This is a genomic window from Desulfosarcina variabilis str. Montpellier (assembly GCF_048565275.1).
GTDB lineage: Bacteria > Desulfobacterota > Desulfobacteria > Desulfobacterales > Desulfosarcinaceae > Desulfosarcina > Desulfosarcina variabilis.
Map to the genome: position 1 here is coordinate 7,138,778 of NZ_CP159846.1, position 23,390 is coordinate 7,162,167.

Annotated in this window: 23 protein-coding genes, 1 pseudogene and 1 riboswitch; of the genes and pseudogenes, 11 read left to right on the forward strand and 13 right to left on the reverse strand. The window is 51.8% G+C overall.

What is annotated here, in order from left to right:
- Window positions 1–301: 301 nt before the first annotated feature.
- The 4 genes from Dvar_RS32255 to Dvar_RS32270 form a co-directional block, all read right to left on the reverse strand.
- Window positions 302–1,555 carry an MFS transporter gene (locus Dvar_RS32255; protein ID WP_419657239.1) on the reverse strand — a complete coding sequence of 418 codons (1,254 nt, stop codon included), beginning with the start codon at window positions 1,553–1,555 and terminating at the stop codon, window positions 302–304.
- A gap of 171 nt (window positions 1,556–1,726) precedes the next feature.
- Window positions 1,727–1,933: riboswitch (cobalamin riboswitch) on the reverse strand.
- A gap of 321 nt (window positions 1,934–2,254) precedes the next feature.
- Entirely contained in the window at window positions 2,255–3,298 is a 1,044-nt protein-coding gene (locus Dvar_RS32260) for a helix-turn-helix domain-containing protein (protein ID WP_419657240.1), read from the reverse strand.
- A 271-nt stretch (window positions 3,299–3,569) separates the two neighbouring features.
- Window positions 3,570–5,345 (reverse strand): ABC transporter ATP-binding protein, encoded by a 1,776-nt coding sequence (locus tag Dvar_RS32265; protein WP_419657241.1) that lies wholly within the window; start codon window positions 5,343–5,345, stop codon window positions 3,570–3,572.
- Entirely contained in the window at window positions 5,302–7,125 is a 1,824-nt protein-coding gene (locus Dvar_RS32270; protein WP_419657242.1) for an ABC transporter ATP-binding protein, read from the reverse strand. The genes Dvar_RS32265 and Dvar_RS32270 overlap by 44 nt, the downstream gene beginning before the upstream one ends.
- A 394-nt stretch (window positions 7,126–7,519) precedes the next feature.
- Between Dvar_RS32270 and Dvar_RS32275 the strand changes: the two genes are divergently transcribed.
- The 3 genes from Dvar_RS32275 (at window position 7,520) to Dvar_RS32285 (ending at window position 10,873) form a co-directional block, all read left to right on the forward strand.
- Complete coding sequence (locus Dvar_RS32275) at window positions 7,520–8,566, forward strand: hypothetical protein (protein WP_419657243.1); 1,047 nt, start codon at window positions 7,520–7,522, stop codon at window positions 8,564–8,566.
- A 96-nt stretch (window positions 8,567–8,662) separates the two neighbouring features.
- The gene (locus tag Dvar_RS32280; RefSeq protein ID WP_419657244.1) at window positions 8,663–9,511 is read left to right on the forward strand and encodes a TonB-dependent receptor plug domain-containing protein; all 849 of its coding nucleotides are present in this window, start codon (window positions 8,663–8,665) and stop codon (window positions 9,509–9,511) included.
- Window positions 9,512–9,622: 111 nt separating this feature from the next.
- Window positions 9,623–10,873 (forward strand): methyltransferase, encoded by a 1,251-nt coding sequence (locus Dvar_RS32285; RefSeq protein WP_419657245.1) that lies wholly within the window; start codon window positions 9,623–9,625, stop codon window positions 10,871–10,873.
- A gap of 160 nt (window positions 10,874–11,033) precedes the next feature.
- On the opposite strand, the gene Dvar_RS32290 is transcribed toward Dvar_RS32285, so the two are convergent.
- Complete coding sequence (locus Dvar_RS32290) at window positions 11,034–11,393, reverse strand: helix-turn-helix domain-containing protein (RefSeq protein ID WP_419657246.1); 360 nt, start codon at window positions 11,391–11,393, stop codon at window positions 11,034–11,036.
- Window positions 11,366–11,656 (reverse strand): hypothetical protein, encoded by a 291-nt coding sequence (locus Dvar_RS32295; RefSeq protein ID WP_419657247.1) that lies wholly within the window; start codon window positions 11,654–11,656, stop codon window positions 11,366–11,368. The genes Dvar_RS32290 and Dvar_RS32295 overlap by 28 nt, the downstream gene beginning before the upstream one ends.
- A 463-nt stretch (window positions 11,657–12,119) precedes the next feature.
- On the opposite strand from Dvar_RS32295, the gene Dvar_RS32300 reads away from it, so the two are divergent.
- From Dvar_RS32300 to Dvar_RS32325, 6 genes are all read left to right on the forward strand, one after another.
- Window positions 12,120–12,818 carry a class I SAM-dependent methyltransferase gene (locus Dvar_RS32300; protein WP_419657248.1) on the forward strand — a complete coding sequence of 233 codons (699 nt, stop codon included), beginning with the start codon at window positions 12,120–12,122 and terminating at the stop codon, window positions 12,816–12,818.
- 15 nt (window positions 12,819–12,833) lie between these two features.
- Complete coding sequence (locus Dvar_RS32305) at window positions 12,834–13,202, forward strand: hypothetical protein (protein WP_419657249.1); 369 nt, start codon at window positions 12,834–12,836, stop codon at window positions 13,200–13,202.
- A 122-nt stretch (window positions 13,203–13,324) separates the two neighbouring features.
- Window positions 13,325–13,921, forward strand: coding sequence for a TonB-dependent receptor domain-containing protein (locus tag Dvar_RS32310; protein WP_419657250.1), 597 nt, complete (start codon window positions 13,325–13,327; stop codon window positions 13,919–13,921).
- A gap of 246 nt (window positions 13,922–14,167) precedes the next feature.
- Window positions 14,168–14,425, forward strand: a complete 258-nt coding sequence (locus Dvar_RS32315; protein WP_419657251.1) for a FitA-like ribbon-helix-helix domain-containing protein — start codon at window positions 14,168–14,170, stop codon at window positions 14,423–14,425.
- Window positions 14,422–14,856: a type II toxin-antitoxin system VapC family toxin gene (locus Dvar_RS32320; RefSeq protein WP_419657252.1), complete on the forward strand. Its 435-nt coding sequence runs from the start codon at window positions 14,422–14,424 to the stop codon at window positions 14,854–14,856. The genes Dvar_RS32315 and Dvar_RS32320 overlap by 4 nt, the downstream gene beginning before the upstream one ends.
- A 23-nt stretch (window positions 14,857–14,879) precedes the next feature.
- A complete protein-coding gene (locus Dvar_RS32325; RefSeq protein ID WP_419657253.1) occupies window positions 14,880–15,170 on the forward strand; it encodes a type II toxin-antitoxin system Phd/YefM family antitoxin in 291 nt (96 codons plus the stop codon).
- A 206-nt stretch (window positions 15,171–15,376) separates the two neighbouring features.
- Here the strand turns inward: Dvar_RS32325 and Dvar_RS32330 are convergent, their stop codons facing one another.
- The 4 genes and pseudogenes from Dvar_RS32330 to Dvar_RS32345 form a co-directional block, all read right to left on the reverse strand.
- Entirely contained in the window at window positions 15,377–16,201 is an 825-nt protein-coding gene (locus Dvar_RS32330; RefSeq protein ID WP_419657254.1) for a class I SAM-dependent methyltransferase, read from the reverse strand.
- 38 nt (window positions 16,202–16,239) lie between these two features.
- A complete protein-coding gene (gene feoB, locus Dvar_RS32335) occupies window positions 16,240–18,300 on the reverse strand; it encodes a ferrous iron transport protein B (protein ID WP_419657255.1) in 2,061 nt (686 codons plus the stop codon).
- Window positions 18,297–18,533, reverse strand: coding sequence for a FeoA family protein (locus Dvar_RS32340; RefSeq protein WP_419657256.1), 237 nt, complete (start codon window positions 18,531–18,533; stop codon window positions 18,297–18,299). The genes feoB and Dvar_RS32340 overlap by 4 nt, the downstream gene beginning before the upstream one ends.
- A 79-nt stretch (window positions 18,534–18,612) precedes the next feature.
- Window positions 18,613–19,659: pseudogene (locus Dvar_RS32345) on the reverse strand (efflux RND transporter permease subunit); the annotation flags it as partial.
- 297 nt (window positions 19,660–19,956) lie between these two features.
- Between Dvar_RS32345 and Dvar_RS32350 the strand changes: the two are divergent.
- Window positions 19,957–20,871 carry a hypothetical protein gene (locus Dvar_RS32350; RefSeq protein WP_419657257.1) on the forward strand — a complete coding sequence of 305 codons (915 nt, stop codon included), beginning with the start codon at window positions 19,957–19,959 and terminating at the stop codon, window positions 20,869–20,871.
- A gap of 36 nt (window positions 20,872–20,907) precedes the next feature.
- Window positions 20,908–21,999, forward strand: a complete 1,092-nt coding sequence (locus Dvar_RS32355; RefSeq protein WP_419657258.1) for an SAM-dependent methyltransferase — start codon at window positions 20,908–20,910, stop codon at window positions 21,997–21,999.
- Here Dvar_RS32355 and Dvar_RS32360 read toward each other — a convergent pair.
- The 3 genes from Dvar_RS32360 to Dvar_RS32370 are packed head-to-tail and all read right to left on the reverse strand — an operon-like array spanning window position 21,915 to window position 23,337.
- On the reverse strand, window positions 21,915–22,400 hold the full coding sequence (locus tag Dvar_RS32360) for a VWA domain-containing protein (RefSeq protein WP_419657259.1): 486 nt from the start codon (window positions 22,398–22,400) through the stop codon (window positions 21,915–21,917). The two genes, Dvar_RS32355 and Dvar_RS32360, sit on opposite strands and share 85 nt — an antisense overlap.
- Window positions 22,397–22,654, reverse strand: a complete 258-nt coding sequence (locus Dvar_RS32365; protein WP_419657260.1) for a hypothetical protein — start codon at window positions 22,652–22,654, stop codon at window positions 22,397–22,399. The genes Dvar_RS32360 and Dvar_RS32365 overlap by 4 nt, the downstream gene beginning before the upstream one ends.
- Before the next feature lie 23 nt (window positions 22,655–22,677).
- Window positions 22,678–23,337, reverse strand: coding sequence for a hypothetical protein (locus Dvar_RS32370; RefSeq protein ID WP_419657261.1), 660 nt, complete (start codon window positions 23,335–23,337; stop codon window positions 22,678–22,680).
- Window positions 23,338–23,390 lie beyond the last annotated feature (53 nt).

The following is a 23,390-nucleotide window of genomic DNA, read 5'->3' on the forward strand; positions in this document are numbered from 1 at the left end:
GAACTATCCGATCTGCTTCCAATTCGACATGATGATAAGGTCTTCAAAATCTGAGATAAAAATTGCCGGTTGAAGTCCCCCTGGAGGCGCTTCACAATCATCTTCACGTCACACATACCAAGAGCCGTCCGCAGATATAAGAGTTGTAAAAGATAATTAGACTTTTCTAACTACAAATCACTGTCGGCATTGTCAACCTTTAAATTTTCCGGCCATGCCGATGATCCGATGCTTACAGAATTCGATTCCAAATGCAGCTTCCTTAATTCACATAGTCACCTTTTTGCGTATCGATCAACAGTCAATACACATCCCCCAATGCCACATGGCCGATCCCTTCTTCCACAGGCCTCTTGAAATACAGTGAAAGCCCAAGCGCCAGGCATGCAAACGCGCAAGCCACCATCACCACCGCAAGGTAGCCCAGATATCCGGCCAATGCCGTGCTGCCGGCCGCCGCGATAAACATCACCAGCGAGTACACGCTATACTGCAGGGTAAAGTCGGTAGCAGGGCTCGTCAGGGAAGCATGATCCATCATCATTGTGTTCATCAGGGCCGACAAGGCGCCTTGGATCAGAAAATACGCACCCACCGCACAATGAATACGCAAATCATCCGGAGGGCCAATCAGCGGCAATGTCAGGGCCAGCAAACTGACCACCTGGGCAATGGCCGTAACGATCAGAACAGAAAAACGCGACCAATGCCGCAGGAGCCAACCCGTGGAAAGAGAGGCTGACACGCTAAGGGCGGATCCCAATACATTCATGACCATGCCAATACGCTCCATGGACCATCCCGTGTCGACCAGTATCGGTGTTATCAGGGCATAGGCCAGGGCGCTGCCAACCGGATAGATTAACAGCAATAAAAGCCATTGTTTGTTCCCGGGGAGTTGCCAGAAACTCAAGAATCGGCGCAACAGCGCGTGGTTATCTTTGGAACCAATAGAATATGTCTTTTCCCGAAAGCACAGCACCTGGAACAGGGAGACCGACGTGCCCAATGCCAGGATGGCCAGACATCCCTTCCATCCGATATGAGGGTATGCCATCAAAACAGCGCCGCCTCCCAACAGGTTGCCGAGCATCCCACCCGCGGACTGGATGCCGTTGCCCAGGCCGCGCTCTTTTGCGGAAAGCAATCGGCAGGCCAATCCATCAGTGGCGATATCCTGGGTTGATGAGAAAAAGGCCAATACGGCGCATCCGGCAAAAACAGCGTTAAATTGCGTTGCGATGTCGAAGCAGCCGATGACGACCAGACACAACACCATCCCGGTCTGGGTCAACAGCAACCAGCCACGATAATGGCCGAGCCGGGAGAAGCCATAACGGTCAATCAAGGGCGCCCACAGGAACTTGATCACCCAGAAAAGCCCCAGAAGATAGATTACCCCCAACCGTTCCAGGGGGACCCCTTGGCGGCGCATAATCGCCACCAATGCGATCCAGAAAAAACCCAACCCAAAATGCTGGGTCATGTAGAGACTGGCCAGCAGCAGCCAGGTGCTCAGTGGTTTGCGGGTCATTCGTTCTGCCGTCGTTTCCATATCAACTGCACCTTTGCGATCAAGAATGTGAGAAGCCTCTGAGAGAAACAACACATTGATACTTCATCAAAAAGAAAAATCCCCGCTTCCACAATACAATGGAAACGGGGATTCCGTATTCAATCCCTGACGGCGCAACAATAGGTTTAAATAACTCCTTACCCGGGAGCAATTCCAAACCAATCCGCAGGCAGGTCTTCTGGCTCCACATCCATCTCGACGGCCTTCCCATTTGGGCATTGCCAAACAGTGACACGAGTTGCCGAGATGCCCGCTTTGAACCAGTCAAAGCATATGTGTTACAGCGGCGGGTCCGCTCCCGACTTTAACGGGATTCCCTCTTCAGTTATTACGAACACCTGCGAAATTAAAAACGTTAATGTTTAAACATCTCATATTGTCCGATGTCAATCATTTTTATTTTCTGCAGATGTCCAGTCCAGCAACAAGGGAATCAACAGTCAGTCATCTCTACCTTAAGTTTTGTAAAGAACTGCAAGGATATCATTCAGCGGCCGCAATATTCCACTTCTGGACAGGTGCGGCAATGCAGAAAAGCAGAAGCATCACCGCCGCCAGCCGCCATTCGACCAGAAACCATGCCTGCTTCAATGCCCCCCTTCCCAATTGATGGTGGCATATCGACTCTGAATTGATTGGGAGTTGCCGTCGGCCGCGGAGTGCCAAGCTGGGTTGTGCTCATACCATTGCTGAGCCGATGGTTATTTGGTGCGACATCGAACCTGTGCCCATGCACCTGCTGGGAGAGGCGCCGAACTGTTTTTTAAAAGCCTGGGAAAAATGGCTGAGGCTATCGTACCCCACGGCGTAGGCGGTCTCGGTGACGTTAAGACCATTGCCAAGCATTTCTCTAGCCCGGTTGAGCCTTTCGTTGCGTAGATACTGGAACACTGTCATGCCGTATATCTCACGGAAACAACGGTTTAGTTTCGGATGGGACATACCGGCCTCCCTGGCAAGCTGTCCCAACCCCAGCGGGTTTTCCAAGTTGCTGACCAGAAGTTCCCTGGCCCGTTCAGTGCTTTTCCGATCGTTCGGGTGCAGGCGATGCCAGTCTGGTGACGGTTGATGCCGGTCAGTCGAAATCTGGTGGAGTTGATGGGCGATCAGTTCCAGGGCCCGGCTCTCAAAGAAAAGCTTACGGGTCATGCCGCCGAAAGGACAACCAAGTAGTTGCTGCAATGCTGTACGCATGGCCGGCGTTATCATATGCAGGTGGTAAAAAAGATCATCCTGCCGTTCCTCCAGGATGCCCCGCATCACCGGATCAATCGCGTTCAAGTCATCTTCAAAATAGGAGCGAAGCCCTTCCGGTGAAATAACGATACCCACCTGGCGGTGCGGCACATCCATGCTCATGCAACTGGTTCCATTCGGGTCCGGGCAATAGAAAATGCCCTGTTTCCCGGATGAGATTTCAATGGGCGTCTGCTTGTGACCGTATCGGGCCATGGATTTACCGGACATGCAGAAGCTGAAGGAAAAGGCGGCCGGATGATCTGCCATGGTAAAATGGATATTCTCACGAAAAAGGCAGTCACAGACCCAGATGTCGAAGCCCGGCCTTATTTCGGTTCTGGAAACCTGGAGATTACCGAAATCGCCGGATCCCTTCCAGCAATATTCAAAACGCTCCGGGTTGTCGCGCCTGATATCCATCAGTGATGCCTGTGAATACAAACCGTCCCGGGGGGTATAACGAATATGATCGAGCGTGGCCATTTGTACAATCCAATCTGTTTCCAATCCGAGATTGAAAGTGAGTATTAGGGCCATAAAAAAAGGTGGTTGTCGTTCCGCTGGAAGCGGCTAACAATCACCTTCACTTCGCACGCGCCGTTGTCCGGCCGGGCGTCGTAAGTTTTGACTAATATAATTAGATTATTCTATCTACAGATTTTTTAACGGTTTGTCAACTTTTTTTTGGCAATGGCCATGCACGAAAAAAGACGCACCAGAAAAAAGCATATAACATCTCAATAATTGATGTAGTTCAGCCGCCTATAATATTCCATTCTTTGACCCTCTGCTGAGCACTCCACATGGAAAAGTACCTTCCCTGCCCGGCCATCAACGCAGTGTGATTTCCCTGTTCGACGAGTTCACCGTTTTCCACCACCAGGATATTGGCCGCGCCGGCAACGGTGGACAGCCGGTGGGCGATCACAATCACGGTCTTATCCGTCACCAACGTATCGATGGCTTTTTGCACCGCCACTTCGCTTTCGGTGTCCAAGGCCGCCGTGGGCTCGTCCAGCATCACGATGGGGGCGTCCTTGAGTATGGCTCTGGCGATGCTGATCCTTTGTTTCTCCCCGCCTGACAGCGCCCCTCCGATATCTCCCACTTGCGTATCGTACCCGTCCGGAAGGCGGCGGATGAACGCGTGACAAAATGCTTTTTTGGCAGCATCTTTCACCTGTTCGTCGGAGGCATCGGGATTGCCCATCCGGATATTGTTTAAAATCGTGTCATCAAACAGATAGACATCCTGAAAGACGACGGAGATGTTTTTCATTAAATTTTCCTGCGAGATATGCGGAAGATCAATGCCGCCTATTTTTACGGTGCCGGACTGCGGGTCCGCATAGCGCATGATCATTTTTGTGATCGTCGTTTTACCGGAACCGGACGGTCCCACCAGCGCCGTGAGCGTTCCGGCGGGAATGGTGAATGACACATTTTTTAAAGCGAACTGCTCTTCCCGGTCATAGGCAAAAAAAACATGATCAAATTCAATGTCAAATGCTTCAGGCATGGCTGCCGGTGCAGCCACCTCCAGATTTTCGATTGCCAGCAGTTCCTTGATTCTGGTAAAGGCGGCATCCACGATATCAACCACCTGAGCAATGCTGGTAAACAACGATAAAGGCTCACTGAAACGTGAGATGATCACCAGAAGTGCGGCAGCGGCAGACAGGCTCAGGCTGCCGTTGGTGATCATCAGCACCCCCAGTGTCAGTACGGCGACCAGACCGATTTCCACAATGCCGGACATCATAACCGTCGGCACTGTTTTATCCAGGATCCCTTTCGCCTGAACTTTTCTGAGATGGCTGATCGACGCCTGAAGTGCGGCGGATTTCTCACCGGTCTGATTGGCCGAACGCAGGACAGGCAACCCCTGTACATATTCAAGCACATCGGATTCCACGATGGACAGCGCCTTTGCATTGGCTGCCTTTTCTTTGCTGGATCCGGTTCTGTTCCACTTCTGGACAGGCACGGCAATACAGAAAAGCAGAAGCATCGCCGCCGCCAGCCGCCATTCGACCAAAAACGCGGCAGCGATTATAATGGCCGGCGGAATGACCGTCTGAATAATAATGGAACTGACGATCCCCATGGACAGTACGGCATATTCGACACCAACGGCAAAGACATAATTCAGTGTTCCGGTTTTATACCGATACATCTTTTCCAGAGGCATGCTTTTGAGTTTTTCTCCGAGATTAAGCCTCAGTCTGTGGGTAACGTCCACGATCGTTCCGGAAAAATCAAAATCATGCCCATACCATCTGCAAGACAGTTCAACCGCGACCAAGGCCACCATCACCCCCAACCAGCGCACGGCACCGCCCACCGACGGCTCAGTCCCGAACAACGACCTGAGCAAAGGGAAAAAGCATAATAACGCCACAGCCTGAAAGGTAAAGGACGCAACAAATAAAAACATGCTCCGTTTATATTCGGCTCTGTTGTCTCCGGCAATAACAAGCCCTGCTTTATACGACTCCATAATGGAGATGATCTTTTTGTCTGAATTCATTTTGTTCCTCTTGTGCACACAAGTTCCATGACTGGGCCTGCTCGTAGTTATGCCACAGATGAGCATATACGCCGTCACTTGCTATCAGTTCTTCATGACACCCTTTCTGAACAATCCGGCCTTGGTCAAAAACAACAATCTGATTAACATTTTTTATGGTGGACAGTCTGTGGGCGATGATGATGACCGTCTTGCCTTTCATCAGGCTCGAGACCGCTTTGATGATCGCTTCTTCGTTTTCCGGGTCGGCAAAGGCGGTCGCCTCGTCCAGCACAACGATGGGGGCGTTTCTGAGGATTGCCCTGGCGATCGTAATTCTCTGCTTTTGGCCTCCGGAAAGCCGGATGCCTCTGTCTCCGGCAACCGTCTGGTAGCCATCGGGCAATGAAGTGATAAAGTCGTGTATCTGTGACGCTTTTGCCGCTTGGGCCACTGCTTCGTCTGACGCATCGGGTTTGGCCAGCCTGATGTTGGCAGCGATCGTGTCGTTGAACAAAAACGTATCCTGAAATACAAAAGAGACATGACGCATCAGCGTTTCCGGGAGCATGTCACGCACATTGGTACCGCCGATTTTGATCGACCCGCTCTCGACATCCCAGAACCTGGGTATCAGTTTGGCCACCGTGCTTTTCCCGGCACCGGAGGGGCCCACCAACGCCGTTACCGTACCTTGGGGGACATCGAAGCTGACATCTTTCAATGCAAAGCGATCCCTGTTCTCATACCTGAAGCGGACACGGTCGAATGCGACAGAAGCGTCTTTGGGCTGCTCAGGCTTTTCCGCCACCGGCATCGACTTCACGGCCATGATATCCTGTATTCTGTATGCGCCGGCTTCGGATTTTTTGATAAAGTTATTCAGCCACATCAGCGGCATCAGGGCATCGGCCATACCGGTACTGATCATCAGCAACGCGATAAAATACGGGAAAGCGAGCGTTCCGGCCGATACAAAATAGATGCCCGCGGCAGATACGACCAGCATGGTGGGCATGGGGCTGAGCACCAGCAGCCCGATCCTTGACGCTTTCCCCGAAGACGCATACCATGACTTGACGGCGACTCTGAATTCGTCCAGTACTTTTGTATACCTTCTAAAAGAACTGGTTCCCACATCAAATGTTCTGACCACGGGCATTGCCTGAACGAACTCGATGACTGCCGAGTTGATTTTCTCCTGGCTTTGATCATATTTTTTCCTGAGGACTTCATTATCCTTCATTGCCAATCGCATGAAGATACCGCCCAAAAGCAGCACAGCGATGCTGACCAATGCCAGACGCCAGTCGATCACAAACATCATGATCAACGATACAACGGGACCGGCGACGCTTTTTCCCAAAAAAGGGGTGCTGTCCGCCACAAAGGCATGGAGCATGTTCACATCTTCAACTAGGATTTTCTTCAGCGATCCTGAGCCGGTATGGGTGATAAAGCCAAGCGGAACCTTGGCCAGATGATCTGACAGCCGGGTTCTGAGGATCTGCTCCAGGCGAAAAGCACCCAGATGAGAAATCATAAACCCTCCGGTTCTGCACAAAAAACCCAATATTACCAGCAAGACGACCAGCAGTAGCAGCTGTTTCAGATCGAGCGCCTGACCCCACACCGCCGCGCTTTTCCCGGTGATCACAACATGGAGTGCGCCCGCCATGAAATAGATACTGACAATGGCAAACATCGCACCCAGTGCGGCGGTGCAGATGGCCGCGTATATCTGGGGCATGACGGGATCCATGATCGCCCACAGACCGCGTTTGATTTCGCTTTTTTTCATCCTTTTTACCCTATTCTCGCACTAAAAAACCATGCGGCACCGTACATAGAAAACCCCGTCTATTCGGAGTGTCGATTATTCAACAAATAGTTAGGCTAACTGATGTCGTATATTACCACCGAACGAGCTCCAGGACTGTTGGTCGATGTACAAAATATGTTGATCGCTGAAAATTATTACCTGTTTTTCTGGTTGGCCGGAAAACCGGGGAGCCGAGACACTGAAAAGAGTTGACAAGCCGCCGGCCAAAAGATTAGGAAACCGTACCAAGATAGAGTTGTCTAATAAATTGGCGCAACATGCAAATGGGAATCGATGCGAAGGCGGTCAAGGCGCGGCAGGGGTTGACTCGCCGCATTTTTCATACACCGGATGAATGGGTTCAGGAAAGACAATGAAAAGCGGTCTAAAAAAAATCGGTCAATCTCTTTTTTCTTTCTGTTTTATCATCATGATTATTGGATCGGGGCACCTGTTCATGATCACCATAGAGCATTTTGACATGAAAATATCCGTTCAGGAATATGCACATCCCGGCAGAAAAGGGGGATGGCACGGAGACGTATCACAGCGGGTAGAACTTCAAAAGATGATTGATAAGCGTGTGGCCTCTGGAAAAGAAAATGAGCTGGAAATTTTCCAAAAGGCGTTACCGTCTCTGGATAAGGACGACGGATTTGACTTCAACATGCTGCCCGTTTCCGCTTTTTTGGTCATGTGTACACTCCTCAGTTCGATGTTGGCCCTGTTATTGCTCGTTTTTTCCCGCTTCACTAAAAATAATGTTATGCAGACGCTTATGGGGATTCTTGCCGGCTTTTGTGCCTGGTTTACCGTTGAGTTGGGGCTCACCATGGCGGCGCGACAATTGGGTGTGGCAAAGCGATTTGACATATACAACAGTATGATTATCGGAACCCGCGGTGAGTTTGTGCTGCTCAAATATTCATGGGTTTTTCTCGTTCCGGTTCTTTTTTATCTTCTTTTTCAGGAAAGCGTCAGATGCAACATGTTTATCTTTCTTCGCCGGCAGTTTTACCTGATGCGCGGCGCCGTTGCCACGGGACGGATCGACAATTACGCACCGAGGGTCGCCTTTTTTTTCTCGTCCGCGGTTTGGTTTTTTTATGTGGTACTTCTGCTTGCCTTTAATGAAAGGATTTTCGGCGCCACCAGCTGGTTTACTTTCCTGGTCTTTTTTATCTGCTTTTCCTGCTCCGGGTATCTCTGCTATCGTCTTTTAAAGCAGGCGAGTTTCGGCGCGAATTTACGCTATGCTATCGGTGTGGCCCTGGTGTTCTGGACAGATATCGAGATTTTAGAAAAATGGGGGGCCATGAAGGGTCCCTGGCTGACCTACCAGCCACACACAGTGGTTATTTTTATTACCGCATTGCTCTTGGGCGGATTTATGATTGTAAGGGAAACCAGAAGAAGTTAGTCAACCGAACTCTGCTTAAAAAATTATTTTCATCGTTAGCGGCTGTCCCCAATCCGTGGTTTAGATGTCCAGGTAACATTAACCAGGAGGAAAAAAATGAACCATCAGTGCAGAGATTTCCTGCTCCCGGTCCTTGCCGCCGTGTTCTTTTGGGGGTCGGTTGCTGCGGCGGCACCGCAAGAATCAATCGATGAGCAGTCGCTTGAAACCATTATCGTTACTGCGGAAAAGCGTGAGCAGGATATTCAGGACGTCCCGGCCAGCGTCACGGCCTTAACCCGGACCCAGATCGAGGATGCAGCCATCACATCAACCACCGAAATCTACCGCTATGTCCCCAACTTCAGTTCCCCGGCCATGGGTAATGGCGGCTTCAGCTATTACAGCATCAGGGGCCAGAGCAACGCCACTCAGTATACCCACTCGGTGGGCATTTATATTGATGACGTGCCAGTGGGAACCGGCCACAACATGACCAACAACATGATTTTCGACCTGGAACGTATCGAAGTGCTCAGGGGGGCGGCGGGAAACCTTTACGGCATGAACGCCTCCGGCGGGGTGGTCAACATTATCACCCGGGAACCCGGTGATTCATGGACGGGAGAAGTCAATGCCGCCATCGGCGATTACAAGACCCGCAAGGCCAAGGCATCCGTCAGCGGCCCCCTCGTAAAAGACCGGCTTTCCATCGGCATCTCAGGCCTATATGAAAACCAGGATAAGGGGTATCTCAGCACCGGCACCTCAAATCCGGACACGGTTGACGCAGCAGCGGGCCGGGCCCGGGTCAAGTGGACCCCGACCCCGGCGTTGTCGGTCCTTTTTTCGGCCTCGGCTGAGCATCAGGACAACGGCCCCAGAAACTGGATTCCCAGAGACAACTCCCCCTATGACATCCCCGATTTCAACGTGGATGACGAACACAATGACATTGACATTTAATCCCTCAAAATCAAATACAAGACCCTTTGGGTCCGGGTCACATCGGTTAGGGCAAGGGAATCGAACCGGCTGGACACCCGCTACGCCCTGGACCTGACCGGTGCCGGTCTGATGGCCACCCAGTACTCTGAATCCGGCACCAACTACACCCAGGAAATCCGGTTGAGCGCCCCGGACGACAAGGCCCCCTTTCAGTGGCTTGTGGGCGGATTCTACTTCAACGGGGACAACACCTTTGACCTGAAGGGGCTGTATGACGCCTACCTTTACGGGTATACGCCCGCCCCGGGCCTGATGACCGTCGAGGATCCCTATTACACTCTTTTGACCACCCGGACCTGGGCCGGTTTCTGCCAGATGGGCTATACCTTTAGGGACAAGCTCACCCTTGATTCTTTATACCGCATGCTGATCGCGCCGGTACGGGCAAGGCTGATGATCACCGGCATCCGGCTCAACCTGTTCAGTCACCTGGGAACCCCGGTGTCGGCCGGGGCCCTGGCCCAGACCCTGGGCACCCATCCCGCCAATACGGCCCTGATGCTCGACGGCCTGGCCGCCTGTGACCTGGTCTTTAAAACCCGGGGCCTGTACCGGAATACCCCGGCTGCCGAGGCCTTTCTCGTCCAGGGTGGTTCGACCGACCTGGGCGGGCTGTTTTCTGCCTGGGCCCACGACCTTGACACGGACACCATGCTGGGCCTGGTAAAGGAGGGCCCTCCTCCGGCAGACCCACCCGGTGAGGAGGTCTGGGCGGAATACGCCCCGGCCATGGCCAACCTTCAACAGGCCGGCATCGCACAGCGGATTGCCCGGATCATCTCAGCCCTTCCCGAATTTTCCTCCTGTTCCTCTCTCCTGGACTTAGGGGGCGGCCCCGGTCGCATCGGCATGGCCATTGTGGCGGCCCATCCCAGCATGACCGGAATCCTCTTTGACCGGCCGGCCGTGGCCAGGGTCGCCGAGCGTTTCATCGAAATGGACGGGATGCAGGCGCGTATGACGGCCATGGGCGGGGACTTCATCCATGATTCCATCGGAAAGGGGTATGACCTTGTCTGGGCAAGCTCGGTGCTGAACGCCGTCCAGAGGGATGCAGACCGGATTGTGCGGAAAATATATGACGCCCTGAATCCGGGTGGGGTGTTCGTCAGTTGCCACGACGGGCTCACCCATGAACGCTGCAAGCCTGAATTCATGGTGCTCGGCTGGCTGCCGACCGCCCTGGCCGGCCAGGATATGGGTCTTGACAAGGGATTCATCGCCGATGCCATGGCGCGTGCCGGGTTCAGGTCCGTGCAATCCAGCACGCTTGATACGCCCATGGGCCCGATGGCATTGGATACCGCCCGCAAAGGATAGGATAGGCAGGCGCTTTTTATCAAAACAGCATACAGCCGGCGCTTTGATAGTGGAATGGGTCGGGAACCAGGGAGCGCCCCTGTTTTGCATCGAACCCAAGCCTTCGGCAACAATCGAATTCGTCATCAACCCAGTTCAGGACTATCGATTATAATTTCGTCTACATGATAAGAGACTTGCGATATTCAGAGGGCCGGATTCCGTAGGCTTTGAAAAAAGCGGCGGCAAAGTGGCTTGAGCTGCAAAACCCCGATTCATAGGCAATCCATGTCAGATCAACCGACTTTTCTTCAATCAGCATCCGGGCATAGGAGAGGCGCTCTTTCCTCAGATATTCAAACACCGTGCACCCGAAGACGGCCTTAAACCCTTTGCTTAGTTGGGTATGGCTCATTCCTACCTGTTCGGCCAGTTCTCTGAGAGAAGGCGGGTAAGCAAGCTTTTTTATCAGCAGATCCCTGGCCCGGCAAATACGTTCCCTCCCCCCGGGCTTCAACGGGGGGGGCTTTGGAAGGAACAATCGGGGGGAAAGACCTGTTCCAATCTCAGGGCAATCAGTTCAAGCGCTTTGCTCTCCAGATAGATATTGCCGAACCTGCCTTTGTGGGGATTGTTCAAAATTTGGTAAATCGTGGTCTTCATCTGGGATGTCATGATGTGGTCTTCATAAAAATGGCGGCTTTTAAACACCTTTTCAGGAGGATCACCGGATTGTTCCTCCCGGGAGTGGACCGGGTTGAACAATTTTATTAAAAAGTCAGGTGAAACGTGTATGGCAAGCATAAGCACTTCTTGATGCCCCTTGATTTTACGTTCAGCAACACGATCTTCAAAAAAAAGGGTATGTGACCGGCCCGGTGTTATTGTCACCCGACCCGGACGGCAGGAATCCCAGGAAAAACCATGCCCTTTGATGCAAAAACCAAGAGAGAAGAAAGAATTTTCCAATGTAAACCGGGCCATATAGTCTTCGGTAAATCTACAGCGGCATATCCCCAAGCCCAACCCTTCACATATCGAGAAAGAAGAGAAATAACCGCTTCCTTGTTGTTCCGGTAAAGGGCGGATGACTTCATTTGAACTGGCAGCCGCATCTTCAGGCGCTAAGGGTTTAAAATTTACAAAGTCACCTTGATCGTTTTTGATCAGAACTTGAGAGAGCATCGTCTGTTCCCTTTATGACAGCGATCAGCTTTTAGGTATTAGCATTTAGCTTTCGGCATTCTACCAATTTTATAAGGTTCTGGTGCAAAAAAACCTGGCCGACATGGCAGGGATCATAAGAAACGGGCCGCCGGAGGTGCCTCAAACGCAAGACTGGCAAAGCGAATCCCGTTGGGAGCGCGCGGTGGCGCATCTGGCAATAGGCCAGCGCGCCGGCACGGCCGCCATCTATGCGGATCTGGTCGAAAAACTGCCGGGATTCAAAGGGATCAAAAAGATCCTTGATCTTGGCGGCGGGCCCGGGCTTGTCGGGGCGGAAATTCTTGGTCGTCTTCCTGGGGCAAAAGGGGTGCTCCTATATCTGCCGGCCATCATCTCCCTGGCCGAGCAGGAAATCAATAAACAGGGGCTGGCAGACCGGATCTCCTTTATTGCCGGTGACTATAATGAGATTGGGTTCGGCAGTGGCTATGAGCTGATCTGGGCCAGCCATAACCTCTACTTCGTAAAAGACAGGGTGGCTTTTTTCCGGCGCGTAAGAGAAGCACTGGCGGACAACGGTCTCTTTGTCTGCCTTCACGAAGGCTTGACCCGCGAGAAGACCGCGCCCGCAAGTATCGTTCTGATGCGGCTTTCCAGTGCACTGGAAAAGGAAGGGCGGGGCCTTTGCTTTGAGAAAGGAGAAATTGCCTCTTACCTTAAACAGGCCGGCTTTAACCGGGTTGATACAAGGATGATTGAGTTGCCGGCAGGTGAGTCGGAGCTGGTGGTGGCAAGGTAAAAGAGGAGAGAAAACATGCACCATCAATCTAAAGAAAGTAAATTGCAATCCAACAGGGTATTATCCCTTGCATATACCATTGTGATGATCGCCTGCCTTTTGAGCCGGCCGGTCTGGGCAGAGGACGACAAAACCAGCGAGTCAAGCGTTCAGCTTGGCGATATAACGGTTACTGCAACCAAAATGTCCACACAGGTGGATAATGTACCAACCAATATCAACGTTATTACCCATGAAGAGCTGAAAAAATTCCCCGGCCATTACAATGTCATCACCGTGCTTCAGGAGGCAAACATTCCCGGACTGTTTTTTTCCACCAACGTTTTTGGCGGCGGAAGCGCCAGTACTCAAATGATACCAAAGGGCTTTATGCCGCAAGCCTGACCTGGGATCAATTTGAAGAAGACCCTTCCCAAAATCCCACTACCGGGGCTGATTCTGACTATGAATCGGAAAATCTTCTGGGTGCCCTGGTTTATAGACAGCAATTTGGCAACCATGAACTCATGGCAAAAATGGAATTTCAGACCTGCGATTATCAACTGTACTGGGGCTTTTTAACCCACATGGAATCCATGCAGGCACATCCTGAAGCAAGCATGACCTTAAACCATGATATCGCAGGCATGGCCAACAAACTGGTGATCGGCGGGGAAACCCGTTCAAAAGGGATTGAATTGGGAGCCGGCGCCAGACTGCCGCATGGTTTTTATACGTCTACCAATTTTACTTACCAGGAAGCCAAGTTTGAGGAATTGATCAGCATGGGGGTTGACTATTCCGGAAACAAACTGACCGGTGTACCGGATACAATCTTTGCCTTTACACTGGGCTACCTAAATAAACGCTTCGGCGATATTTCACTGAAACCCGTGTACACGGGCAAGCGGTATTTCAACTATGCCAATACCAATGAGGATGATGGTTTCTGGGTTTTGAACGCCAGATATTCAAAAAAAATCGGGCGGGCTGAATTCTATCTTGTAGCCAACAACCTGTTCGACGAAAGCGCTGTGGGCGACGGCAGCGGCAATCTCGGCAGTGAAACGCTGTATCCGATAGCAGGGTTCAACACAGTCTTCGGTTTGAATGTTGAGTTCTGAACAGTACGCGGTGACGCCGTTTATTATCACCAAACCTGTTCCAACACTTCTTGCCCCCGAACAAAAAAAGTTGGTTGCTGAACTTTCAGGCTTTCTACAATTGACAAAAACGATTGCATTGCATACATTGATTGCACAATTTATATCGAATGTGTTGTTACCACGCAACTCAACTCGATGGTTGCATAAAAAGATGCTTAACTTATTGTTATCTATTGTTATCTAATCAAAAATTGAAGGCATTAAATGGGAAGTTTAACGATAAGGAACGTAGACGATTCGCTGAAGGCAAAACTGCGCATGGTTGCCGCCATGAACGAAAGATCGATGGAAGAGGAAGCCAGACAAATTCTTAAGCGATTCCTATTGGAAAAACGCTGCTCAGAAGGGATCGGCTCCCGGATTGCCAACCGTTTTTCTGATGCAGGGGGCGTAATTTTACCTGAAATTCAGAGAGCCATACCACGTTTGTTAACGGACGTTCATTCGGATACGGAAAAGTGATCCTTCTTGATACGAATGTCCTGTCGGAATTGATGAAACCGAGGCCGGATAAAAAGGTTGTGTCCTGGCTGGACGAGCAATCCGAGTGGGACCTTTGGACCAGTGCGATAACTATTGCAGAAATATTCCTCGGTATTGCACTTCTCGATGATAGAAAAAAGAAATCGTTGTTGTTTGCATTGGCTCAACAGATGTTTGATGAAGATTTTAAGGGTAGATGTTTACCATTCGATGACCAGGCCGCGGCTGAATACGCAATGATCGTGTCGGAAAGAGCAAAAAATGGCAGGCCTATCAGTGTAGAGGATGCACAAATTGCGGCGATCTCCAAAACGGCAAACCTGATCTTGGCAACCAGAAACGTCAAAGATTTTGATAATATCGATGGATTGGAGTTGATTAATCCTTGGGTTGCCAACAATTGTAAATAACCGTAGGAAAGGAGGCTGCAAAAATGTCTATTACAACGATCACAAGCAGACATTTCAATCAGGATGTCGGATATGCCAAGCGGGCAGCCGAAAAAGGACCTGTTTTCATAACGGATAGGGGCCGGCCGTCACATGTTTTGCTATCATTTGAGCAGTACATGAAAATTTTAGGACAGAATCCGGATATTCTGGAACTTGGTATTTTGTTGATGGAAAGAAGAGATAAAGAACAAGGCAAAATTCTTCGTCTCTTGTTCGACAGGCAGGTAATACCGGCATTCAGCCAAAGAATTACTGAAATGGAACAAGCATAGCCCAACGCTGTGCCGGGCTCCATGTACCGGACCGGAGATCCGACCGGGATGCAATGATTGCCGCAACAGCGCTGGTCCACGGCATGACGGTTGTGACCCGCAATGTTTCCGACTTTTACGATACCGGTGTTTCGATTCTAAATCCATGGGACAGCTAATCGCTCACCGTGGGTCTATCTATAAAACAAGTTCCCATCGACTTATATCTATTGAGAAGATTCAATTCTCATATGCACCATGGAGCATACACCAAGCATATCCGTAATGACGGACATGATTTTAAAAGCCAGAGGAACAGCTTTTTTCATTCCCTTCGACATGGGTATTGCACTTATCACCTTGATCCTTTTGTCCCATTTTTCGAGGGATTGTACAGGTTTCAGTCCCCATCCACCATCCATGGGCATCCCCATCCCCCCTTTTTTTAATACTTGCTTTTTCGCAATTTTCATTCCCATGGGCGACAGCGAATCAAAGTAAAACTCGCAGTCCTCAAAATAGTCTGCTGCTTTAATAAAGAACGTTTTGATCTGCTCTTCTTCGAAATAGTAAAGCACCCCACCGGCCAGAAACAGCAAACCATCCCGGACCTCTATTTCCTCAAACCAATGGGTATCCAAAAATGAAGAAGCAATGCTTTTGTGACGATCACTGTCTTCATAAAAATGTTTTCTGAGTGCAATCACATCCGGCAGGTCAAGCTCGTAAAACATGATCTTGCCGTTATCAATCCGGCTGAAGGTGGTGTCCATCCCGCAGCCGATATTAACAATGGTCGCCTCGGGATGGTTGTCCATAAATTCAAGCGCCGTGTTGTCCGTATGCAGGCTGCGGGCGACCCAGCCATGCTGTGACATGGCTTGCGTTTTTTCGATATCTGAAAAATCGTAATCAAAATTTTTTATAATTTCCACGGCGTTCTCATCAACCAGTCGCGGGCTTTTCTTTTGTGTTTCATATGCCCTGCCCCATAACGGCAGTAAGAGGGTTTCCTGAATGGAGCCTTTTTCGATTTTGATTTTTTGTTCCATCTATTCTTCTCCTTGTTATATAGTGTCCGGCCGCGGTACTACAATACCAGCAGCCCAATCCGATACACAATCCCCGCGATAATCAGCGCGGTAACGACATAATAGGCCGCCAGCTTCAGGGTGTAGCCGGTGGAGCCTGTTTCCGACCGGATGGCGGCGATGGTGCCGAAACAGGGGATGTTGAAATAAAAGGCAAAGATAAATGCCAGGGCCGAGGCTTTGCTGACGGTCGATCCGATCGCTGTCGACAGGGCGGCGGCATCATATGCGATAGGCGAGTAAATCGTGCTTCCGAGAGAGGTCCCGATCTCGGACAAGCCGAAAAATACGGCGATGGCGCCCAGGGTCGCCTCCTTGGAGAAGGCGGCGATGATAAATGAGAGGGCCAGCCGCCAGTCGAATCCCACCAGTTGGGTCACCGGTTCTAAGAATTTCCCGAAACCATACAATGCGCTCCGGGTGATGTCGCCGCTCTCGGTATAGGTCAGGGCCCAGACCCCCAGGATGGTGATCAGGATGGCGCCCCCGGCCTTTACGGTGACGGCCTTGGTCTTGCCCCAGACATACTGGAAGATGGTCTTCCAATTGGGCATGTGATACGGCGGCAGTTCCATGATGAGCCCGGGCGTTTCCTCTTTCCGGACGCTATTATCCCTGAAGAACCATGCCGTAAACATGATATGAAGAATCGACGTGATAAACAATGCGCCGGCGATGAGCGGCGCGGCGCCCACGAAAAAAATTCCGGACAAAAGCGCCACCACGCCCCAGATCCCGGGGCAAGGCACCGCCAGGCTGGCGGCAATGGTGACCTTTCGCTGATCTTCGGAATCGATCACGCGGGCCCCCGCGACAGAAGCGATGTTGCAGCCGAATCCGCTGATAAACGGTAAAATAGACTTGCCGTTCAGCCCCAGGGTTTCCATGAGGTTGTTGTAGACGAAGGCAATGCGGGCAAAAAGGCCGATATCCTCCATGAGCCCGAACACAAAGACAACGGCGATAATAAAAAGGACCATCAATACCGACACGTACAAAAAGGGGATGACGGCATCCTTGGCAAAGGAAACCAGTATGACCGGCAGGTCCAGGGACACACTGGCCGTATCGATCAGCCCGGTCAAGTGGGGCATCAGAGAACTGGCCCCCATCCAGAAGGGCATCACGACCAAAAAAGCGGCGGCAAAGGCCAACACAATCAGAAAAATCGACATCAGCTTTCCGAAAAGCCAGTGGGTGGCCAATCGATCAAACCAATTTTGAATGGAACGCTTCCGGCCCGAAGCCACCGCCACCGCCCCGGACATGGTCGCAGATATCCAGTTGTACCGGGCATTGGCAATCTGCAGGGCGCCGTCCGAGAACGCCGCCAGAGCCGACTGAATGCCTTTCCATTCTTCCCCGGAGACGGTCTGCCGGACAAGCTCGGAAATCTGCTGGTCCGATTCAACCAGGCGGGCGGCCAGCCAGTCCCTGCCGTATCTGCCGATGCCGTTTTCGGGAACAAGGTCGCGCAGCCTGTCGAACCGTTCCCCGAGGATGTTGCGGTATGACGCCGCCAGGGATTGATCCGGCAGCGGCGCGCCCTTTTTCTTCAGGTCGTCGATCTTTTTCTTCAAAGATTCAATGCCCTCGCCCCGGGCGGCGTTGATGGCGACCACCGGAACCCCCAGTGCGGCTTCGATTTTGGCAATATCGACGACTTTGCCCTGCTTTTCGGCCACATCCACCATGGTGCAGGCCACCATCACCGGGATATCGATGCCGACGGTCTCGGAAAGCAGGTACATGCTCCGCTGCAGTTGGGATGCGTCCAGCATAACGATCAGTGCGTCGGTGGATTCGGAAACGATCTGGTCGCGGGAAATCAGCTCTTCTGCGGAATTGGCACTCAGACTGTAGGTGCCCGGCAGGTCAATCAGCGCATATGTACTGCCGTTGTGGACCAAGGATCCGGTTTTCTTCTCGACGGTTTTTCCAGGCCAGTTGCCCACATGCTGCCGGGAACCGGTAAGCCGATTGAAAAGTGTCGACTTGCCTGTATTGGGTTGGCCGGCCAATCCGATGCTGGCGGCTGTTGTTGATATTGCATTACTCATTGTTCCGATCCTTCCTTGTCAACCTTGATTTTACCCGCCTCCTTCTTGCTTAGCGCAACAAGGGTGTCATGCGCATAAAGCAACATGGGCATGCCAAAGGTATTCTGAAGGATGTCTACGCTTGATCCGATGGCGATTCCCATCGATGAAATGCGACTGATAAACCGGTTGTCCCCTTCGATCGAGGCAACCCGGCATGTATTGCCCTTCTTGTGATCGGTGAGATTCTTCATCAAACCCTCCTAAATGGTAACGCCTCACATAAACCCCATTTTCACGTCGATACGGCGCGCCGATATTGAAGAAAAAGGATAAAAAGGCCCCCATGGTGGTCACCGTGGTAAGCAGGCAAGGCAGCCCCACCGAGGAAAAGGTTCTGATCATGGCCTGTCTGCGCGGCATTCCCCGGTCCAAATCGTCATGGTATTCGGATATAAAATGGATGGAATCGCCGATCCCCACACAGATCAGCAGGGACGGCAAAATGATGATCATGGTGTTCAGGGAAAATCCAATCCAGCCGATGGCCCCCATGGTCCATACGATGCTGATCACCACAATGGTAATGGGCACCGCCACCCCCCGCACACCCCGGCCGAGCCAGGCCAGCAGCACCATCTGGATCACCAGGCAAAGCCCCATGAATGTCGGCGTCTCGCTGCTTGCCAGCTGATCGAAATCATAGTGAAAGATAGGACCGCCCACAAGGTAGGGATGAAGCCCTGCAAATTCGGGCCGCCCGAGTATCTCGCGGATCTTGGAGGCGATCTCGCTTTCCGGATCCGGATGAGGGCCGTCCTCCGGGTATTTTTTCATTTCAAGGACAATGGCGTACGCCTTGCCGTCCTCGGCCACAAGGCTGTTGATATAAGATGCCTCGCTCAAGGCCTTTTCCCGCAGGCGGTCCATCACTTCCCGGGTTTCGGGGATGCTGTCGAAAAGCCCGTAAATGGAAATGCCCTCCTGTGTGCCCTCGATGTATTCAACATTGCCGAGCCAGGTCATCTCCTTAAGGTAGGGCACCTCCCTTTCCAGAGCCCCGGCCAGACGGCTGAGCAGCCGGATGTTTCCCGATTCGAAAAAATCCTCCGATTCGAACAGCAGGACGACAAAATCCTCGTTCCCGAAAATATCCCGGAACTTGTCCAGCAGCTTGACGCTGGGATCATTCTCCACAAACCAGACTTCATTGGAATTGTCGAATCTGAGCATCCGCATGCCAAAAACAGCGACGATGGTGATGCCGGCAAGCAAAATCACCCACAGCCATCTGCGGCCAAGCATGAACTCCCCCAGCCGGGCAAAAAGGCGAGAGGATAAGACGGTATCCGGGTTTCGAAAATCAGTTTGATCACGCATGGGCAGGCCTCGCTATTTCAGAGCCGGATAGGGATAATTTTCAAGACAATCGCATATGAAACACTATACACACACAACAATGGTAGACCGTACTAACACACCAGGAAACAAAAAGCTGTCTGTGGAAGAACAATTCGTATCGGCGGGTGAAAAGGGCAGCGGTTCAATGTATCCTAATCCAATCCCTTGACACCGTGCCGAATATTTAACATATAGTCCCTTAACAAAGTGTTTCCCATGCGCCCTTTTCGCATACGTGACGTATCGACCATACCCTCAACAGTGAATGTGATGTTCATGAAAAAAAAGATACTTGCCGTTTACTTTTCACAAACCGGACAGCTTCGAAACGTTGTTGACGCTATCGTTGGCCCTCTTTCAGCCGAAAATGATGTCGAGGTTGTCTACGAGGAATTAAAACCCAAAAAAGCGTTTCCCTTCCCCTGGCAGTTGGATCGGTTTCTGGGCGTCATGCCGGAATCGGTTCTGGGGATTCCATGCGAAATTGAGCCGGTATCAGTGGATCAGGACGAGCCTTTCGATCTGATTCTCATCGCCTATCAACCCTGGTACTTATCCCCTTCCCTTCCCCTGCGCGCCTTTTTCAGCGATCCGGCGGCCCCAAAGCTATTATCGGGGAAACCGGTTCTGACGGTGGGCGGAAGCCGTAATATGTGGGTCCGCGCCCATCAGGACCTTATCGGGCTTGTTAATGAGGCGGGGGGTCGTCCTGTGGGCAACATCAGCCTGTGCGATACGGCGCCGAATATGCTGAGCGCCGTTACCATCGTTCGGTGGATGATGACGGGAAAAAGAGATCGGTTTCTGTGGATCTTTCCCCCGGCGGGAATATCCGAAGCGGAACTTCGGCGTGCGTCCCGGTTTGCCCCTTTAATCGGTTCGTCGCTTTTATCCGGGCGGTTCGATGGGCTTCGGCAAGATCTCATCAATGCCCAGGCCGTGAAGGTAAATCCGGAATTGGCCATCCTTGAAGAGAGGATCAAATTTGTTTTTCGGCTGTGGGCCCGGTTCATCCGTGCCAAAGGGGCTCCGGGTGATCCTGCCAGGCTCGGTAGGATACGGTTTTTCAAGTGCTATCTGATATTTATGCTGTATCTGGTTTTTCCGGTGGTCAACCTGTCGCTTAAAACCTTCAACGCTTTTCGAAGAGGATCAATTCAAAAACGCATCGCTGAAATTCAGGCACGATAGACCCGGAGTAATGTTTTTCGAGTGGAGAGGAATGGTATGACAAAGGAACTTTTCTCGGATAATTCACATCAGGACGTTGCTGGCGCTGCATGGGATGCGAACAAACTGGCAATGGCCCCTATGGCTTTTCAGGCGATCCGTCTGCTATGGAAAAAAGGGGTCTTGAGTGCCCTTGAGAAGACCTCGTACCAGGGAGGCAGCAGCATCGAAGCGCTGGAGAAGGATACCGGCGTCAGCCGTTACGGTCTTACGGTGCTGCTGGAGGCGGGGCTCGCAGAGAAGGTGGTAAAAAAAACCAATGATAAATATCGGTTGAGCAAAATCGGATTTGTCATTCTTAACGACAAAGCCACCCAGATCAACTTCGATTTTGCCCAGGATGTCTGCTATCAGGCCATGTTTCATCTGGAAGAAGCCATCGATCAGGGCAAACCCAGTGGACTCAAAGTCTTCGGACAATGGCCCACCATCTACAGGGCGCTCACCAGTCTGCCGGAACCGGTCAAAACCAGCTGGTTCGCTTTCGATCATCACTATTCCGATTCCGCCTTTTCCAGGGCACTGGAAATCGTTTTTTCCGGGGAAACCAAGCCGCGAACGCTTCTGGATATTGGCGGAAACACCGGAAAGTGGTCCTTACGATGTGCCGAACATGACAAGGACGTCCGCATCACGGTGGTTGACCTTCCGGAACAGGTGTCGGTTGCAGACCAAAATGTTCGTGACGCCGGTCAATCCGATCGGATCGACTTTTTCCCCGTCGATTTGCTCGACGATGCCTCCTCACTTCCGGAAAATCGGGATGCCGCCTGGATGAGTCAGTTCCTCTGTTGTTTTTCGGAGTCCCAGATTGTGAGTATCCTCACGCGAACCCGAAAGGCCCTGAATCCCGATGGAAGGGTGTTTATATTGGACACGTTCTGGGATCATCAGCGCCTGGAGGTCAGCGCCTATTGCCTCATCATGACATCCCTTTATTTCACCTGTCTTGCCAACGGAAACAGCCGTATGTACGACGGTAAAACCATGCTGCGGCTCATTGATCAGGCTGGACTGGAACTCGTGTCGGAACACCGAAACCTCGGTCTCAGCCATTCGTTGCTGGTATGTAAAAAGAAAAGCAAATAGTCCGTGGATTCCATCAGGTTGTCCACAAACAGAAAGGACCGGATCTGTGAATAGGATTTCTGGGTGGCGTAAACCAGGGTCATCATAAAGTAGATGAACTTTCTCACCGAGTTGGACACATCGCAGATCATCCAGATATCCGGCTTTGACGGTTTTGGTGCCATTCGGACCCGTTTCACGGGAACCTGACCGGTTTTCATGGACAGGCGCACGGTGCGGGCCAGGTTGACTCTGCCTTTGCGGCAGGTCTTGAGGCGCCGCCCCTGGCGCACGGCCAGTTTCCTGCCCAGCTTTTTGACCTCCCTGCCGACCGCCGCCATCTGCCCGTCGCCACAGTCCACGAAAGATGTGGTCCTGGGATTGCGGGACCTCATCGTCTCGACCAGAAACGCCTGGCTCATATTCCTTTCAAGCTGGAAATCCACCTCGGTTTCGATGAGATCATTCCAGCGCTCGAGAGTTCTGGACGCCAGTGCAAGGTCCTGCTGTTCACTGTCATCCGGCCCCCGGCCCGGGCAATCAGGTTAGCGGCATCCAGCCAGCCGCAGGCCTGCTGGAAACAGGCCATCGCGTGTTCCCGGTTTTCCACGGCAGGATCAAGGAGGAGGCCGAATTTCCTGAACAGGAAGTGAACCCGGCCCAGGTTGCCGGCCATCGCCGCCCGGGTTATCTCTTCTTTCAGGGATGGCCCGCCGCCACCGGCGGCCCGGAAGCGCCGTACCGGCTGCGGGCGCGTTCCAGGTCCGGACCAAGGTACAGCTCCACCAGCCACATGACAAAGCCCGCCCCCCACGGGGCCTTGACCATGGTCGCATTCACCAGATTATAGAAAGCGTACCTGTTAATGCCTTCATAGCATTGGAGCCGAATCAGTTCTCTCCCCAAAACCCGGCTCCACGCCTTTGCCAGTCCGGTCTTTCCAGCCCCGGCCGGCCCTTCCACCAGCAGGGGTTTGTCCAGCAAGCAGGCGTATTGCAGTATCTTGACGGTCGCCCGGTCCGCAATGTACCCCTGCCGTCGTAATCCATCGTCAATCTCTTCTGGTGTCATGCGTTGAATGCTTCCCTGGTTATCTCCTTGATCATGCGACACTACACCAATCACCAAGCCCACTTGTATATACAAAGCGCCGATCGAATAAAAACGGATCTCAGCATTTTTTATACCCGGGGCGTGTTCGGAGCGGGAAAAAGCGCACTCCAGAAGATCGGAAAACTTTTTTTGCTGAAACGGCGATTCAGCCATTTGAATGCACAATCCAACGCCCGGAAATAAAAACGCCATATCGATTACAAATTGATAGGGATGAGGATCATAAACCCACACTTTTCTTGCCATAAATACTTCTCCTTTTGGTCGAACGTTCTCTATTGAGTTGTTTGTGACGCCTC

Coding starts and splice junctions, on each gene's coding strand:
- Dvar_RS32255 (WP_419657239.1), bottom strand. CDS start 1,555: ATGGAAACGACGGCAGAACGAATGACCCGCAAACCACTGAGCACCTGG.
- Dvar_RS32260 (WP_419657240.1), bottom strand. CDS start 3,298: ATGGCCACGCTCGATCATATTCGTTATACCCCCCGGGACGGTTTGTAT.
- Dvar_RS32265 (WP_419657241.1), bottom strand. CDS start 5,345: ATGAATTCAGACAAAAAGATCATCTCCATTATGGAGTCGTATAAAGCA.
- Dvar_RS32270 (WP_419657242.1), bottom strand. CDS start 7,125: ATGAAAAAAAGCGAAATCAAACGCGGTCTGTGGGCGATCATGGATCCC.
- Dvar_RS32275 (WP_419657243.1), top strand. CDS start 7,520: ATGAAAAGCGGTCTAAAAAAAATCGGTCAATCTCTTTTTTCTTTCTGT.
- Dvar_RS32280 (WP_419657244.1), top strand. CDS start 8,663: ATGAACCATCAGTGCAGAGATTTCCTGCTCCCGGTCCTTGCCGCCGTG.
- Dvar_RS32285 (WP_419657245.1), top strand. CDS start 9,623: ATGGCCACCCAGTACTCTGAATCCGGCACCAACTACACCCAGGAAATC.
- Dvar_RS32295 (WP_419657247.1), bottom strand. CDS start 11,656: ATGCTTGCCATACACGTTTCACCTGACTTTTTAATAAAATTGTTCAAC.
- Dvar_RS32305 (WP_419657249.1), top strand. CDS start 12,834: ATGCACCATCAATCTAAAGAAAGTAAATTGCAATCCAACAGGGTATTA.
- Dvar_RS32310 (WP_419657250.1), top strand. CDS start 13,325: ATGGCAAAAATGGAATTTCAGACCTGCGATTATCAACTGTACTGGGGC.
- Dvar_RS32315 (WP_419657251.1), top strand. CDS start 14,168: ATGGGAAGTTTAACGATAAGGAACGTAGACGATTCGCTGAAGGCAAAA.
- Dvar_RS32325 (WP_419657253.1), top strand. CDS start 14,880: ATGTCTATTACAACGATCACAAGCAGACATTTCAATCAGGATGTCGGA.
- Dvar_RS32330 (WP_419657254.1), bottom strand. CDS start 16,201: ATGGAACAAAAAATCAAAATCGAAAAAGGCTCCATTCAGGAAACCCTC.
- feoB (WP_419657255.1), bottom strand. CDS start 18,300: ATGAGTAATGCAATATCAACAACAGCCGCCAGCATCGGATTGGCCGGC.
- Dvar_RS32340 (WP_419657256.1), bottom strand. CDS start 18,533: ATGAAGAATCTCACCGATCACAAGAAGGGCAATACATGCCGGGTTGCC.
- Dvar_RS32350 (WP_419657257.1), top strand. CDS start 19,957: ATGAAAAAAAAGATACTTGCCGTTTACTTTTCACAAACCGGACAGCTT.
- Dvar_RS32355 (WP_419657258.1), top strand. CDS start 20,908: ATGACAAAGGAACTTTTCTCGGATAATTCACATCAGGACGTTGCTGGC.
- Dvar_RS32360 (WP_419657259.1), bottom strand. CDS start 22,400: ATGAGCCAGGCGTTTCTGGTCGAGACGATGAGGTCCCGCAATCCCAGG.
- Dvar_RS32365 (WP_419657260.1), bottom strand. CDS start 22,654: ATGGCCGGCAACCTGGGCCGGGTTCACTTCCTGTTCAGGAAATTCGGC.
- Dvar_RS32370 (WP_419657261.1), bottom strand. CDS start 23,337: ATGGCAAGAAAAGTGTGGGTTTATGATCCTCATCCCTATCAATTTGTA.